We start from the raw sequence: 15,470 nt of genomic DNA on the forward strand, positions 1-15,470 counted from the left end.
TCAACTGAGTCACCCATGGAGCGCAACATGCAAGAAAGCGAAGAGTTGAGAGGGTTACGAGGCTGGCTCGTGCTCATTGTAATAGGCCTGGTCATCTCGATTTCCCGCACGGCCTATAGCCTGCTTGCGGTGCATTACCCTGTTTTTGCGGATGGCACCTTTACCCTGCTGTCGACGCCTGGGACTGAGTTGTACAACCCGTTGTGGGCGCCGATTCTGGTGTCGGAAGCGCTGATTAATGTGTTGTTTGTCGCCACCTACGCGTACCTCATTTACCTCTTCATCACCGAGCACTATCTATTTCCCAAGGTTTATATCGCAACGGTGATTGCGTCGGCGGTGTTCATTCCGCTCGATGCCTGGGTGTGCTCATTAGTGTTCGTAGATGAACCCATCTTCGACGCCAACACGACAAAAGAGCTGGCACGGACATTGATCGCCTTGTTCATATGGGTGCCTTACATGCTGGTCTCCAGACGGGTAAAGGCAACGTTTGTCATGCATAAGCCGCAGAGCGCTGACGCGCACACGACCGTCGGCTCTTGAGTACGCATGGCTAACCCCAAGGACACCGCTTTCGCCTATCAAGCGGTGTACCGCTACCTCGTCGAGCTGATCGAGGCTGGCCCCGCGCAAAGCGAGCAAAAACTGCCGTCCCTGCGCCAATTGGCGCAGCGCCTCGGCGTGTCGGTGTCGACCACCAAATACGCCTATTCGTTGCTGGAGGATGAGGGACGGATCTACGCACGGCCCAAGCTCGGTTATTTCACGCGGTGGATACCCGCGCCTTTGTCGACTGAACGCTCATCCAACCTGCTCGACCAGGTCTTCGCCAACTCCCGCCAACCGGGCATGCTGGCGTTGAGCGCCGACGTCCCGGCCATCCTGCTGTCGCTGGAAAACCCGCTGCTGATGATCGAGCGCGAACTGGCCCGCCACTACCCGCGCGCCCTGACACCGCAGTACCTGCCCTTCGGCGAGCCCGAGTTGCGCGCGGCATTGGCTGAACGCTACACCTGTTCCACGGGCAACTACTGGCAGGCCGATCAGGTGTACATCGGTGCGGACCTGCACAGTGTGTTGGAGCTGGCGCTCAACGCCCTGGACCTGGCAGGCAGCGTGGCGCTGGTAGAGTCTCCGTGTTCGTGGGCGATCCTGCGCCAGTTGCAGGCGGCGAACATCCGTGTGATCGAACTGCACCTGGACCACAACGGTCGTTTCGACCTGCTGGCCCTGAATGAACTGCTCGAACATACGCCCGTCCGCCTGGCAGTGCTGTCATCCACCGTGAACATTCCCCACGGCAGCCGCATGCCCGCCGAGGATAAGCAGCAGGTCTGCCGGTGGCTGGCGGAGCGGGCTATCTGGTTGTTCGAAAACGACACGTACGGCGACTTGTATTTCGCGCCCCAACCGGCGCGCTATCGCGACTTTGCCGACCCACAGAAGCTGCTGGTTTTCTCGACCTTCGACAAGGTGATCGGCTCGGAAGCCCCCTATGGTTATGTGCTGTGCCGTGCGTGTGAGCCGCAGTTGCAGCGTTTGTTCCTGGAACGGGCGTTTCGCCTCTCACCGATCCGTCAGAAAGCGATCGCCAAGCTGTACACCTCCAAACGCATCGTCGCGCACCTGCACAAGCTGCGGGCCTTGCTGCACGAGTGCATGATCCGCATGAAAAACCTGCTGGACGAATACGCCCAGGGCGCCTTTGAGGTCATGACTCCGCAAGGCGGCGCGTGCTTCTGGCTTGCGGCGACGCACCCGGTCGACATGCGCCAGGTGCTCGAACGCTTGCTGGCCGAGCGCATCGTCATCGCCCCCGGTGAACTGTTCAGCCAGCAAGGCAGCTGGAAACAGCACCTGCGCCTGAGCTTCACCCTCGATTGGAGCAAGGATATCGCCCAGGCCGTGGAGCAGTTGTCGCACGCGGTTCGTCAGAGCCCGTAGCAGTGCCGCGCCTCTGGGAAGCGGCCGTGGCGAACGTCTTCGGCAAACCGCTCGCAGGCGTCGCGGATCACTGCCCCCACATCCGCGTACTGTTTGACGAAGCGCGGCAGGTGTTCACCACCCAGGCCCAGCACATCTTCAGTGACCAGCACTTGGCCGTCGCAGGCCGGTGATGCGCCGATGCCGATAGTCGGCATTTTCGAGTCGAGGGTGATCTGACGGGCCACGCCTTCAGCCACGCCTTCGAGCACCAGGCTGAACGCCCCCGCCTGCAGATTGGCCCGTGCGTCCTCGGCAATCCGCGCGCCGGCTTCAGCGGTGAGGCCCTGAGCCTTGAAGCCGCCCATCACGTTGATGAATTGCGGCATCAGTCCTATATGGGCCATCACCGGAATACCCCGCGCCACCAGGAATTCGACAGTGCCGGCCAAGGCCTGGTTGGCCTCCAGCTTCACGGCATCGCAGCCCGTGCGCGCCAGCACCTGGGCGCAATTGCGAAAGGCCTGCTCGTTGGATTCCTGATAACTGCCAAACGGCATGTCGGCAATGACACACGCCAGGCGCGTGCTGTCGACCACGGCGCGGGTGTGGCCGATGATTTCTTCAAGCTGCATGCTCAAGGTCGAAGGCCGGCCATAACCGACCATGGCCGTGGAATCGCCGATCAGGATGAAATCGACCAACGGATCGATCAGCTTGGCGATGGCACTGGAGTAGGCCGTCAGAGAGACGATTTTCTGCTGCCCTTTCATGGCAACCAATTGTGGGACGGTCAGGCGTTTAGTGCGGGTGTGGAGGCTCATCTGGTGACTTCCGTTGTGCGGTGGAGCACCCGATTATTGGCGAAAGGACAGGCGATTCAATGCACAGATCGGCGCTAAAAAGCGACCCAGTGAGCGAAGCTGGTATCATCCCGAGCCTGAACAACCCGGGTAGAACGACATGAACCGCCAGAAAAAACTCCAGCAGCTCTTCAAGGAAAAAGCCAGGAAGGCCAACGCGAAATTGGCGCCGAAGAAAAAGGATAAATACATCAGCAAGGCGGATCGGGAAAAGCTGGCGGCTGAAGCGGCTCAGGCGCCAGACAGTTCCTCGGAAAGCTGATTCAGCAACCGCTCAATGCCACCTGCGGCCGCTCACCCGCAAAGAAAAACGGTCGCAGACGCACACCCACGCTGTTGCCAATGAACGCCGCCACCAGCCATACCCAGCCATGCAGGCTGCCCGAGGCGATGCCGCTGAAGTACGCGCCGATGTTGCAGCCGTACGCCAAGCGCGAACCGTAGCCGAGCAGCAGGCCGCCGATCACCGCAGCCACCAGTGAGCGCGCCGGAATCTTCAGGCTGGGGGCGAAACGCCCGGCCAGGCCGGCGGCCAACAACGCGCCGAGGACGATACCGATATCCATCACGCTGGTGATATCTTCCCACACCGGTGCAGCCAGGGCCTTGGCGTTGCCCGGCATCTGCCAGAACGCCCAGCTGGCTACGTCCACACCCAAGCCACTGGCGACTTTGGCCCCCCACAGCGCAAACGCCGAGGTAATGCCCCAAGGCCGCCCCGCCAATGCCAGGGTGGCGTAGTTAAGCAAAGCCAGGCCGATGGCGCCCCACACCAATGGCCACGGTCCGCGCAGGAAGCGGCGCAGGCCTTGGTGCTCGCTTTTCACGCCCTCCTCCAATTGACCATGACGGCGCTTCTCCAGGCGCACGGTCACCAGCGCAATGATCGCGAACACCGCCAGGCTCAGGCCCATCGCCGGCACCACGCCGAAGCTCTTGACGATGGACACCGCCGGGAAGGCCGGCAGCGCAAACCACCAGTCCACGTGGTGCGTGGCGATCAGCGAACCACAGATAAAGAAGAACAACGTCACCAGCATGCGCGCATTGCCGCCGCCCACGGTGAACAGCGTGCCCGACGCACACCCGCCGCCCAACTGCATGCCGATGCCAAAGATGAACGCCCCAAACACCACCGACACCCCGGCCGGCGCCACCAGCCCGACCACCGGCTGCCCGAACAAACTGCCCGCCCCCAACGCCGGGAAGAACAACAGCACCGCGATCGCCAGCATCACCATCTGCGCACGCAAACCGGCGCCACGGCGATCATTGATGAACACGCGCCAGGCCGAGGTAAACCCAAAGGCGGCGTGGTAGAGGGTCAAACCCAGTACCGCGCCAACCACCAGCAACAGCACCTGGTGCGAGCCGACGCTGTTTTGCAGGAACAAGGCGCCCAGCACCAGGATGATAAAGGCCACCAACGGCGCAACGGGCTTGCGCACGGGAGCGAGAGGAACAGAGGTGTTCATGGGGTATCTCGATAGGTTTGAATGGGCGCGAGTATAAACCCAAGCGCTAACCACGATGCGAAGCGAGCCGCTCTTGATCTTGCTTTTGATCTCAGGCGCCCCGTCAAACACGCTGGCCGGAATTCGACAGGGATTTGGGGGGTAAACCGGCAGGGATGCCGGTTTAGCCGCCCCGCGCCATGGATGGCGCGTGGCGGCGGCCCCCCAAATCCATGTCGGATTACGGGCACACCGAGCCTAGGCGAGGTGCCGAGTGTTGGGGCAAGAGCGTTTTGCTTACTTTGCCGCTTTTGCAAAGTGAGCCGCCGTAAGGGCGGAACCCATATCAGCCGTTACCTAAATAACGGATATGTACTCGGTCAACCCCAACATCCAGGTCCGGCTGTCAGGTCCGCCCCACCGACCCCGACACCGGAAGATCCCCCAACAACCTGAGCCCGGTGCTCTTCACAAACGTCTCGTAATCCATCGGTTTTTGAATGCGCGTCTCGGCATTGGGCAGCACATACGCCCAGGCACGTTTGCTGGAGGCGTCGTACACCAGCTTGAACAGGCGCGTCGGCACCCAGACCTTGTTGTCCCCGATGGTGCCGTAGCCAGCATCGAACAACGGGCCGGTGAACACATACACATCGCCGCCAGCACGCTTGGCGAACTTGCGCACGTCGGCCTCGACCTTGCTCCAGATCTTGCGGTTGTTGGTCGGGTCTTGCGGCACCATGTTCGACAGCGCGAACGACTGGGCCATGGCGTGGGCGTCAGGCGCATCAGCGGCCGGAGCCTGGTGGCCGCGGTCCACCGCCGGATGCTGGCTGCGGTAGTCACTCAGCTCCGCGCGCCCCGCCTTGGGGATGCGTGGGTCGGGGTAGAACTGGTTGGTGCGTTCCTCGCCTTTGGCGTCTTTCAACTGCGCGGCGTTCAGACGTTCGACCACCACCAGCGGCGTCTTGCTGGTTTGCGAGTACAGCACCGCAAAGGTGTCGGAGCACAGCGCCAGAGGCTTCATCGATGCCGGGACGGTGGCGGTTTTGATCGGCGTGGTGGCGGGGAAAAGTTGCGCACAACCTTCAAACGAACTGCGTTGCTGCGCGGGGGAATAGGGATTGGCCAGGCTGCGAGCGTCGACAGCGGCGCAAAGCAAAACAAGGGCCGACAGCCCGACTGCAATGTTGCGTAGGTACATGCGTTAGATCTTATGGTGAGGGTGAAACGGACGACAGGCTCCGAGGCGCTGAGCCGACAGACGCACGACCTCAGGCGATCGGGCGGAGCTTATGGACCCTCATAAGCCAATTTGGTGCCGCGCGCTCGCCCCGTTATGCCAATAGCGGCAGCATCACCACAAACTCGCTGCCCTTGCCGTGGCCCTCACTCATGCCCGTCACCGTGCCGCCGTGGGCTTCCACCAGTTCGCGCACGACGGTCAAGCCAATACCCAGGCCAGCACTGTTGAAACCGATAGCGTGTGCGTCTTGCACGTAAGGATCAAAAATGAACGGCAAAGCCTTGGCGGTCACACCGATGCCGTTGTCACAAATGCTGATCCTCACCTGCTCGGCCTCGACGGCGACAACCATCGAGATTTTGCCACCCGCTTGGGTGTACTTGGCTGCGTTACCCAGCAAGTTGTGCAGTATCTGCGCAAGCCTCACCGGGTCGCCGTTCATCAGCAGGCTAGCGTCGGGAAGCGCCACATCAAATTGCTGGTTACGCGCGATCATCACTGGACTACAGGTATCGACAGCAGCATTGAGGATGCGCAGCATGTCCACCTCACGGCAGTGGATGCGCAGCTTGCCGGTGCTGGCGCGCGACACATCCAGCAGGTCGTCGACCAGCTGGGATATATGCTGAACCTGGCCTTCGATCAACTCACGCATGCGCGGCAGTTGGTCGCTGGGCAACCTGACCATGCGCTCGGCGATCATGCTGATGGGTGTCAGCGGGTTGCGCAGTTCATGGGCCACCATCGCCAGGATACTTTTCTGCTGGCCCAGCGCACGTTCGGCGGTGCCCTGAAGGTCCTGAGCGCTGAGCGCGGCGATTACCAACTGCGCATTCGCTTCGCGCAGTTCCTGGAACAGCTGCTGCTCTTCGGCCTGAGGCGCCGCAGTCGCATCGGATTGCGCAAGGAGTATTGCCAGCACCAACTGCTGATTGGCTTCGACCAATTGTTCGACGTGCTGAGCGTCCTCCAGACGATTGTTCGCGTCGCTCAACTGGTCCTGCAGCGCAGCCAACACGGCGCGGGCTTTAACGGTTTTGCGACCGAGCAGGAAGAGTTCGTGGGCCGCATTGGCGACCCTGCGCTCGTCTTCTCCGGCGCCGTTATTCATACGTCAGCTCAAACATTGTCACTCCCTGTGCGCCGGGTAGTCGGGCGACCACCCAGCAGCCCCTCCTGATCAGGCAGCATCTCGCCGATCTGCAGGCCGTCGTCATTGATGTGGTATTGGCGCAACTCATCGCAGTGAGCACTGGCGCGCACCTTGACCACGGCCATGATGCGCAACAATCGGCTGCGTACTTCGATGTAGCGCTGCACGATGATCGCATCGGTCAGGAACGCCGTGCCGTAGGGACTGAAGCGCAGGTCGGTGTAGCGGTCTTCCAGTTCCGAGGTCATCAACACGCTGACGCCGGCGCGGGTCAACGCGGTGACCATGCGTGACAACGACTCACGGAAGTCCGCGCGGAACGTCGGCGCGAGAGCCAGCTCAAAGCCCGACAACGAATCGATGACCACCCGCGTGGCACTCAAGCGGGTGATTTCGCTGAGGAGCAAGTGAACAATTTCGTCAATCGACAGGTCAGGCGCCCGACTGTCCACCAAACCGACCTTCCCGCTTGCGATCAAATCGGCCAGCACCGCGTTTTGCGAGTGGTTGGGGCGTTGCTCAAACACCGCGACAACCCCGGTTTCGCCACTGCGCGCGCCCTCGGCCAGGAAGGTCGCCGCCAAAACGCTTTTACCCGACCCCGAAGGCCCTGCAACCAGCAGTGAATAACCCCGTGGCAATCCGCCGCCGAGCATCTCGTCAAGGCGTGGTACGCCCATTTTCAGGCGCTGCACAGGCAGTGTCATCGGTTTATCGACCGGGTTCAGCGCGGCCGGTGCAAAAACCTTGATGCCGGAACTGGCGATACGGAAGGTGTGCAGCCCCGGCAAAGTCGGTTGGCCGCGCATTTTCATGATTTCCAGCTTGCGCACCATCGAATTGCGTTCGACGCTCTGGCGCATCCAGATCAGCCCATCGGCCACGGTGAAAATCGGGTTGGTGTCGGTCTCGGTGAAATACTCGCCAATCAGGAATGTGGTCGCCTGCCAGGTGGTCATCAACATGCCCAGTTGTTGAACGAACTGCGGCAGGTTGTTATTGGGATTGTGCTGGGTCTGGCTGGCCATCACCACCGAGCGGAAGGAGTCGACAAACACCAGCGACGGCGAGTGCGCCTCCACTTCGCTGACAATGCGCCGCAGCACTTCATCCAGGTCTCCGGCCAGGGTGTCGTCGGCCAAGTTGATGTAGCGGATCGACTGGCTGATCGCTTCGTCGTCGAAAAAGTCGAACTGCTGCTGATAACGCAGCATCTTCAGCGGCGGCTCGCCCAGCACCGTGAAAAACAGCGCGGGACGTTCGGGTGTCGCCAGGGCAAACATCATCTGATGCGCCAGGGTGGTCTTGCCACAGCCGGGCGGGCCGGCGATCAGGTTGAACGAAAACTCCGGCAAACCTCCGCCCAGCACCTCGTCCAGACCTGGCACACCGGTAGCCAGGCGGTTGATAGTTACTTTGGTGCTCATGGCGAATTTTCCTGCGAAGGGGTGTCGCTCAAAGAAGGTGCCCACACGTCGCGCAATAAACGGGCGGTCAGCGAGGGTCCGATCAGCGAGGTGAGCAAGGTGTAGAAGGTGGTCAGCAGCACCTCACCGAAAAACAGCGCATCGGCTTCACTCTGCTCGAGCAATACGGCCTTGAGGCCGTCACGGTCGGGCGTTGCCTGCAAATGCTCGTAAGTACCGGCCAAGCGGGCATGGGACGAGGCACTGAGGTGCAGGCTGCGGCGCAACAGTGCGACACAGCCTTGCTGCCCGATGATGGGCGTGAGTGCTGCGTCCATGTCCTGCAATATCGAAATGATCGCGTCGGCGATGCCTGCAATATCAGCGGTGGGACCAACACGGTGCGCCAGAGAAGCTACGATCTGGCGGCTCTCTTCGCTTAGCGTGGACATGAAGGGCTAATATCCGATGAATTGAGACCCAGCCTACACCTTATGGCGCCCGACCGAGGGTTTAATGCGCCACGACTGCCGCACCCGCCCGTTGCCCGGGCTTGAAACCATGCTCGCGCGCCGCCCACGCGATCACCAGCGCCACCCCGATCAACACCAGCATGGCCCACGGAAACGACGCCACGCCCCAGGTGTCCAGCAACACCCCGCCGACCACACCGCTGCCAGCAATCGCGCTGTTCCACGCCACCACATTCAGCGACAGCGCCACGTCCGCGCCGTCCCCCGCCGCATCGGCCAAGGCGGTTTGCAGCAAGGTCGCGGCGCCGCCGAAACTCAGGCCCCACACCGCTACGCCGACGTAGATCACCTCAGGTACATTCCCCAGGAAGCCGAACACCAGGCTTATCGCCGCAAAGGTCACCAAACTCACCAGCACGGTTTTACGCAGCAGCGGCTCGACCAATTTGGCCGTAAGCCAGATCCCTGCCAACGCGGCGACCCCGAACACCAACAGCACCAAGTCGACTCGGTCCGTCAAACCGGCAGGAACCACGAACGGCGCAATGTAGGTGTAGAGCATGTTGTGCGCCAGCATCCAGCTGATCACCACCGCCAGCACCGGCCGTACGCCCGGTGTGGCCAACACCTTGCCCAAGGACAGGCGTTGATGCGCGGGTTGAGGCGCGTAGTCCGGGACTTTCACCAACACCCACGCAATCAACACCAGGCTCACCGCCGACATCAAGCCAAAGGTCGTGCGCCAGCCCACCAGCCCACCCAGCCACGTACCCAACGGCACACCCAACGACAAAGCAATCGGCGTACCGACCATCGCCAGTGCCAGTGCCCTGCCCTGTTGGTGCGGCGCAACCATGCGCCGGGCGTAACCGGCCAGCAGGCTCCAGGCCAGGCCCGCCGCCACACCGGCAAAGAACCGCGCCACCAGGGTCACGCCGTAGTGAGACGACAACGCGGTGATGGAGTTAAACAGCAAAAAGCCGACGATGGTCAGCAACAACACATTGCGCCGCCGCCAGCCACGGGTGGCGATGGTCATGGGAATCACCGCCAGCACCGAGCCCAAGGCATAGGCCGTGACCATCTGCCCGGCCATCGACGGCGAAATCGCCAGCCCCTCGCTGATCAACGGCAACAGGCCCGCCGGTAGCGTTTCGGTGACGATGCAGATGAAGCCGGTCATGGCCAGGGCAAGCAAAGCACCGATGGGCAAACGGTCGGATGACGCCGGTAACGTAAGTGAGGGGGTCACGGGAAACTCCTTGAGCGGGACTTAGATACTGATCGATATAAATGTTGCAGGCGAGCGCAGTGCGTTGTCAACGACTTATGTATCGACTAGTATTTATCTCGCTATCCACCGGAGACCAGACATGGCACAGATGGGCCGCCCCCGCACTTTCGACCGCGAACACGCCGTAGACCAGGCGTTGCACCTGTTCTGGCAGCACGGCTACGACGCCACCTCCCTCGCCCAGCTCAAGGCCGGCTTGGGTGGCGGTATTTCCGCGCCGAGTTTTTACGCGGCGTTCGGCTCCAAAGAGGCGTTGTTCGATGAATGCGTGCAGCGTTATCTGGCAACCTACGCCCAGGTCACCGAGTGCCTGTGGGACGAAAGCCTGTTACCGCGCAAGGCGGTTGAAACAGCACTGCGCCAGTCGGCGCGCATGCAGTGCGAAGACGGCCACCCCAAGGGCTGCATGGTAGCGCTGGGGGTGATGAGCGCTCCGAGCCCGGAGAATGCGCGGGTGGCGGGCGGGTTGACGCAGTCGCGACGACGCACCAGTGCGGGGATTGTAGCGTGTGTGGAGCGGGCGATGCGCCTGGGCCAGTTGCCGAAAACGCTCAACCCAGACGTGATGGCGACGGTGTTTGACAGCTTCCTGCAGGGCATTTCGATCCTGGCGCGGGACAATGTGCCCCATGCAACCATCGACGCAGCGATCAGCCAACTGCTGTTGACCTGGGATATCGCCGCCTCTACGGCGCCGCCCATTCGTCCCGACACTGCATCAGGAAATCCACAAACGCCCGCACCCGATGCGGCACATAGCGCCCATGGGGATACAACAAGGTAAACGGCCGCGAGCGCCCGCCAAACGGTTGCAACACCTCCACCAGGCTGCCAGTGGCCAACTCCTGCTCGACAATGAACTTGTAGGTCTGGAACAACCCCGCGCCATGCTTGGCCAGGGTCACGCCGCCAAGTACATCGTCGGAGCAACTGTACCCCGCCTCCCCCGCATATTCCTGAGGCTTGCCATCCACCTGAAATAACCATGAGATGCGCCGGCCACTGCTCGGCAGTTCGTACTGGATGCATTCATGGGCGGGCAAATCTTCCAACGTCTGTGGGATGCCGGCGCGCTTCAGGTAGGACGGTGACGCCACTATCACCAATTCGCCTTCTTCCAACAGGCGTGCAATCAGCGACGAGTCCGGCTGGGCGCGCACGCGGATGGCCAGGTCATACCCTTCGGCGACAAAGTCGATATTGCGGTTGCTGATGTGGATATCCACCGTGACTTGTGGGTACAGCGCACGAAACTTCGGCAGTAGCGGCAACAAGCGGTGATGGGCGTAGGTGGTAGGAATGCTAATGCGCAGCAAGCCCGACGGCACGGCCTGTGCGCCCATCACTTCCTGTTGGGCTTCCACCAGCTGGGTCAGGGCCTGGCGGCATTGCTCGAAGAACGTCCGGCCGCTGTCGGTGAGACGGATGCTGCGGGTGGTGCGCACAAACAGGCGTGAACCCAGGCGTTCTTCCAGGCGCGAAATGCTGCGGCTCACGGCAGCCGGGGTGACACCCGCCACCTGCGCGGCGGCGGTGAAGCTGCTGGCTTCGGCGGCGAGGCAGAAGAGTTCGATACTGCCGAGCTGCAAATCTTCGAAATGGCGTTTCATGATCGCTCCCTATAACAACAGCCGGGAGAAATTGCAGCACGCCTGTGCCAGTTGCGCCACCTCTTGCTTCAACCCCTATTGCCTGCGCGTTAGCGACGGGGCTTACGAATAAAGGCGCTCCTTAGAGCGCCTTTATTCATTTCAACTCACTGCTCGCCAATGGATTTCACATCAGCCTTGGCAGCGCCACCAATCGCAATGCGTTTAGGCTTGGCTTCCTCCGGTACTACCCTGAGCAAGTCGATGCTCAGTAAACCATTGGAAAGCTGCGCGCCTTGCACCTCGATGTGGTCGACCAGGCGGAACGACAGACGGAACGCGCGCTGGGCGATGCCTTGGTGCAGGTAGGTGATGCCCTCGTTATGTTCACGTTTGCCGCCGGCGACCGTCAACACGCCCTTTTCCACCTGGATTTCCAGGTCATCTTCCACCAGGCCTGCGGCTGCGATGACGATTCGGTAGTGGTCATCGCCATGCTTTTCGACGTTGTGGGGTGGATAGGTGGTACCGGCCTCGCTGCGAAGCGCCGATTCGAAAAGGTCGTTGAAACGGTCAAAGCCGACAGAATGGCGGAACAGTGGGGCCAACGAAAGAGTAGTAGCCATTGCAAAATCTCCTGAGGTTTCTCCAAGTGATTTGGTACGCGACCCGGATTCGGCATCGCGTAAAACCTAAATAGGTTCAGGCGATAAATTTTCAAGCGGCACCCACAAAAAAATTTTATCCGGTGCACGGGGGCCTGAGGAAATGCGGTAGCTGCGGGCCCACGCCACCGACGATGCCCCGCTTGAACGGCAACTGGCGCGTCGGGCCGTCGGCCAGGGTGGCGAACTCGGCATAGATCTGGTTAAAGCCTGCATCGCTGCAGGCTTTTCTTTATTCGCTGCCCCGTCATGAGTAGGGCTAACGGTTCAGTGAAATCAATTCATTTTCACTCAAGCAATCGCCCAGCCTAGAATGTTTGTTAATTAAAGACACTGTAAAGACCTCTGAGTGAAAACCAGATGAGACGTTCTTTCAGGTTTATCTCAGACATCAGGGTGCCAGGGTAATGAGCAAAGCATTCACGTTCAGCATTAAGCGAATTCGTTTCGACGAAAACTATCAACCGTCCGAAAACACGCGCATCACGACCAACTTTGCCAATTTGGCGAGAGGCAAAAGTCGTCAAGAGAACCTGCGCAATACGTTGAGGATGATTGACAACCGCTTTAATACCCTGGCGCATTGGGACAACCCCAAAGGTGATCGTTACACCGTCGAACTTGAAATCATTTCTGTTGAGATGGCTATCGATGTGGGCAGCCGTACCAACGCCATCCCCCTGATTGAAATATTGAAATCGAACATTATTGATCACACGACCAACGAGCGTATTGAAGGCATTGTAGGCAATAACTTCTCCTCTTACGTGCGTGATTATGACTTTAGCGTGGTGTTGTTGGGGCACAACAAGGATCAGCCACAATTCAGCACGCCGGAGAACTTTGGCGAGCTGCACGGAAAGCTATTCAAGTGCTTCGTCAACTCAGACGCCTACAAAGAAAATTTTAATAAACCACCGGTTATCTGCCTGAGCGTTTCGAACACCAAAACCTACCACCGGACCGAGAACCAGCACCCGGTCTTGGGCATTGAATACCAGCAGGATGAATACTCGTTAACCGATGAATATTTCAAGAAGATGGGGTTGAAGGTTCGCTACTTCATGCCGTCCAACAGCGTTGCGCCATTGGCATTTTATTTTTCTGGCGATTTGCTCAGTGATTACACCCCTCTTGAGCTGATCAGCACCATCAGCACCATGGACACGTTCCAAAAGATCTACCGGCCTGAGATTTACAACGCTAACTCGGCAGCCGGACAATCCTACCAACCCAGTTTGAAGCATCAGGACTATTCGTTAACCCTGATTGTTTATGATCGAGAAGAACGTAGCCGGCTGGCTATCGAGCAAGGAAAGTTTGTCGAAGAGAACTTCATCAAACCCTACCACGCTGTTCTTGAGCAGTGGTCCGCTCATTGCGCGCTTTGACTTATCAGAATACAAGGTCACCCATCGTGAAAAAATTACTACCCACTTCAACTGCTGGCAGCCTGCCTAAACCCGTTTGGCTTGCCCAACCTGAAACGCTTTGGTCACCCTGGAAACTGCAAGACGAGGCACTGGTTGAAGGCAAACACGATGCTTTGCGTTTGTCGTTGCAAGAACAACAACACGCCGGCATTGACATCGTCAGCGATGGCGAACAAACACGCCAACACTTCGTCACGACCTTCATTGAACACCTGGACGGCGTTGACTTTGAGAAACGTGAAACCGTCCGGATTCGTGATCGCTATGATGCAAGCGTCCCCACGGTCGTGGGCGCAGTGTCTCGCCAAAAGCCTGTGTTTGTTGAGGACGCCAAGTTCTTGCGCCAACAAACCAGGCAGCCGATAAAGTGGGCGCTGCCAGGCCCCATGACGATGATCGACACGCTGTATGACAACCACTATAAAAGTCGCGAAAAGCTGGCGTGGGAATTTGCCAAGATTCTCAATCAGGAAGCCAGGGAACTGGAGGCGGCGGGTGTCGACATTATCCAGTTTGACGAGCCGGCCTTTAATGTTTTCTTTGACGAGGTGAATGATTGGGGCGTGGCCACCCTGGAAAGGGCCATTGAAGGCCTCAAATGTGAAACGGCTGTGCATATTTGCTATGGCTATGGCATCAAGGCCAATACCGATTGGAAGAAGACGCTGGGTTCAGAGTGGCGACAGTACGAAGAAGCCTTTCCAAAGCTGCAAAAATCCAGCATCGATATCATCTCGCTGGAATGTCACAACTCGCATGTCCCCATGGATCTGATCGAACTTATTCGCGGCAAAAAAGTGATGGTAGGGGCCATTGATGTGGCCAACCACACCATTGAAACGCCCGAGGAAGTCGCCAACACCCTCCGCAAAGCGCTGCAATTTGTGGACGCCGACAAGCTCTACCCTTGCACCAACTGTGGCATGGCCCCGCTGCCTCGCCAGGTAGCCAGAGGCAAGCTGAATGCACTGAGTGCAGGTGCAGAAATCGTTCGAAGAGAGCTCTCGAACTAGTGCCGGGTGAAGGCCGCAAGCGGTGCACGACAGGATAGAAAGTGCCGCGCCACTTCGTGCCTTTGCGCTTTCAAACAGCACTCACTATTCAGGATTGACTATGTCGCTTTCCAAAACCGCTATCGAGCCATTGTGCTTTCGCGAAGCGCTCGGTCACTACGCATCCGGTATCACGGTGATTACATCCCATGTGGATGACGAGCCGATTGGCTTTACTTGCCAGTCATTCTATAGCGTGTCGATGAGCCCGCCGCTGGTGTCATTCAGCGTCATGTCCAACTCGGCCAGCTATCCCAAGATTCGCCAGGCAGGTCGATTCGCGGTGAATATCCTGTCAGTTGAGCAGGTCAGGATTTCCAACCAGTTCGCCCGTCGAGGCACGGATAAATGGCACGGCATCGAATGGCAGGAATCGCCGCTGGGTAATCCGGTCATTGCCGGCAGCCTGCATTGGCTGGATTGTGAAATCCACGCCGAGCACGTCGCGGGTGATCACCTGATCGTGATTGGTGAAGTGAAAGCGCTGGATTTATCCAAAGAAGCTGTTGCGACGCGGCCATTGCTGTATTTCAAAGGGCAATATTGCAACATAGGTGTGCATGGCATCGTTTGAGGGTTTATTTGTACGGCTCTTTTTTATGTCGCTATCTGCCTCCACGACCTGGACTCGAATCGACCCAATGATTAACAGTCATTTGCAAGCTGTTAGGTGCACTGGGGCTGTCCAGTCCTGAAATAGGTGTAAACCTATTTCAGGACTGGACACTGTGCGAACTGCAACGACGAGGCGTGGACGGGGTGTTCGAGCAATACGGTGCTCGACGGTGCAGCACCGACTTTCAACTGGGGAAATTTTTGGGAGAGGAAGATCATTTGGTTGAGTTGAAAAAGCCCAAGAAACGGCCGTCCTGGATGAGGCAGGATCGAGCCACGCGCCATAAAACGAAGACCCAAA

General features: G+C 59.2%; 16 protein-coding genes and 1 pseudogene. 8 read left to right on the forward strand and 9 right to left on the reverse strand.

Annotated features, from left to right (window positions below):
• Window positions 1-27 precede the first annotated feature (27 nt).
• Both WH299_RS08585 and WH299_RS08590 read left to right on the forward strand, forming a co-directional pair.
• Window positions 28-546, forward strand: coding sequence for a DUF2569 domain-containing protein (locus tag WH299_RS08585; protein ID WP_122725853.1), 519 nt, complete (start codon window positions 28-30; stop codon window positions 544-546).
• 6 nt (window positions 547-552) lie between these two features.
• On the forward strand, window positions 553-1,947 hold the full coding sequence (locus WH299_RS08590; protein WP_323624220.1) for an aminotransferase-like domain-containing protein: 1,395 nt from the start codon (window positions 553-555) through the stop codon (window positions 1,945-1,947).
• Here the strand turns inward: WH299_RS08590 and panB are convergent.
• Window positions 1,935-2,750: a 3-methyl-2-oxobutanoate hydroxymethyltransferase gene (gene panB / locus WH299_RS08595; protein WP_122725848.1), complete on the reverse strand. Its 816-nt coding sequence runs from the start codon at window positions 2,748-2,750 to the stop codon at window positions 1,935-1,937. The two genes, WH299_RS08590 and panB, sit on opposite strands and share 13 nt — an antisense overlap.
• A 139-nt stretch (window positions 2,751-2,889) precedes the next feature.
• Between panB and WH299_RS08600 the strand changes: the two genes are divergently transcribed.
• Entirely contained in the window at window positions 2,890-3,051 is a 162-nt protein-coding gene (locus tag WH299_RS08600; RefSeq protein ID WP_122725846.1) for a DUF2986 domain-containing protein, read from the forward strand.
• A gap of 1 nt (window position 3,052) precedes the next feature.
• On the opposite strand, the gene WH299_RS08605 is transcribed toward WH299_RS08600, so the two are convergent.
• From WH299_RS08605 to WH299_RS08630, 6 genes are all read right to left on the reverse strand, one after another.
• Window positions 3,053-4,264 carry a YeeE/YedE family protein gene (locus tag WH299_RS08605; RefSeq protein ID WP_339550052.1) on the reverse strand — a complete coding sequence of 404 codons (1,212 nt, stop codon included), beginning with the start codon at window positions 4,262-4,264 and terminating at the stop codon, window positions 3,053-3,055.
• 385 nt (window positions 4,265-4,649) lie between these two features.
• Entirely contained in the window at window positions 4,650-5,447 is a 798-nt protein-coding gene (locus WH299_RS08610) for a DNA/RNA non-specific endonuclease (protein ID WP_028617205.1), read from the reverse strand.
• A 133-nt stretch (window positions 5,448-5,580) separates the two neighbouring features.
• Window positions 5,581-6,600 carry a sensor histidine kinase gene (locus tag WH299_RS08615; protein ID WP_339550053.1) on the reverse strand — a complete coding sequence of 340 codons (1,020 nt, stop codon included), beginning with the start codon at window positions 6,598-6,600 and terminating at the stop codon, window positions 5,581-5,583.
• An 8-nt stretch (window positions 6,601-6,608) separates the two neighbouring features.
• Window positions 6,609-8,069: an ATPase domain-containing protein gene (locus tag WH299_RS08620; protein WP_339550054.1), complete on the reverse strand. Its 1,461-nt coding sequence runs from the start codon at window positions 8,067-8,069 to the stop codon at window positions 6,609-6,611.
• Window positions 8,066-8,500, reverse strand: coding sequence for a hypothetical protein (locus WH299_RS08625; RefSeq protein WP_122725836.1), 435 nt, complete (start codon window positions 8,498-8,500; stop codon window positions 8,066-8,068). The genes WH299_RS08620 and WH299_RS08625 overlap by 4 nt, the downstream gene beginning before the upstream one ends.
• Window positions 8,501-8,561: 61 nt before the next feature.
• A complete protein-coding gene (locus WH299_RS08630; RefSeq protein ID WP_339550055.1) occupies window positions 8,562-9,773 on the reverse strand; it encodes an MFS transporter in 1,212 nt (403 codons plus the stop codon).
• Window positions 9,774-9,894: 121 nt separating this feature from the next.
• Between WH299_RS08630 and WH299_RS08635 the strand changes: the two genes are divergently transcribed.
• Window positions 9,895-10,599: a TetR/AcrR family transcriptional regulator gene (locus tag WH299_RS08635; RefSeq protein ID WP_122725832.1), complete on the forward strand. Its 705-nt coding sequence runs from the start codon at window positions 9,895-9,897 to the stop codon at window positions 10,597-10,599.
• Here the strand turns inward: WH299_RS08635 and WH299_RS08640 are convergent.
• Both WH299_RS08640 and WH299_RS08645 read right to left on the reverse strand, forming a co-directional pair.
• Complete coding sequence (locus WH299_RS08640; protein ID WP_339550056.1) at window positions 10,502-11,425, reverse strand: LysR family transcriptional regulator; 924 nt, start codon at window positions 11,423-11,425, stop codon at window positions 10,502-10,504. The two genes, WH299_RS08635 and WH299_RS08640, sit on opposite strands and share 98 nt — an antisense overlap.
• A gap of 146 nt (window positions 11,426-11,571) precedes the next feature.
• Window positions 11,572-12,030 carry an Hsp20 family protein gene (locus tag WH299_RS08645; protein ID WP_028617212.1) on the reverse strand — a complete coding sequence of 153 codons (459 nt, stop codon included), beginning with the start codon at window positions 12,028-12,030 and terminating at the stop codon, window positions 11,572-11,574.
• Window positions 12,031-12,476: 446 nt separating this feature from the next.
• On the opposite strand from WH299_RS08645, the gene WH299_RS08650 reads away from it, so the two are divergent.
• The 4 genes and pseudogenes from WH299_RS08650 to WH299_RS29645 form a co-directional block, all read left to right on the forward strand.
• Window positions 12,477-13,460, forward strand: coding sequence for a DUF1852 domain-containing protein (locus WH299_RS08650; protein WP_339550057.1), 984 nt, complete (start codon window positions 12,477-12,479; stop codon window positions 13,458-13,460).
• A gap of 26 nt (window positions 13,461-13,486) precedes the next feature.
• A complete protein-coding gene (locus WH299_RS08655; protein ID WP_068932097.1) occupies window positions 13,487-14,515 on the forward strand; it encodes a methionine synthase in 1,029 nt (342 codons plus the stop codon).
• A 100-nt stretch (window positions 14,516-14,615) separates the two neighbouring features.
• On the forward strand, window positions 14,616-15,128 hold the full coding sequence (locus WH299_RS08660; RefSeq protein WP_123474401.1) for a flavin reductase family protein: 513 nt from the start codon (window positions 14,616-14,618) through the stop codon (window positions 15,126-15,128).
• Between the two features lie 152 nt (window positions 15,129-15,280).
• Window positions 15,281-15,430, forward strand: a pseudogene (locus WH299_RS29645) (IS4 family transposase); the annotation flags it as partial.
• Window positions 15,431-15,470: the final 40 nt, after the last annotated feature.

Source organism: Pseudomonas sp. MYb541, assembly GCF_037479595.1.
Taxonomy (GTDB): Bacteria; Pseudomonadota; Gammaproteobacteria; order Pseudomonadales; family Pseudomonadaceae; genus Aquipseudomonas; species Aquipseudomonas canadensis.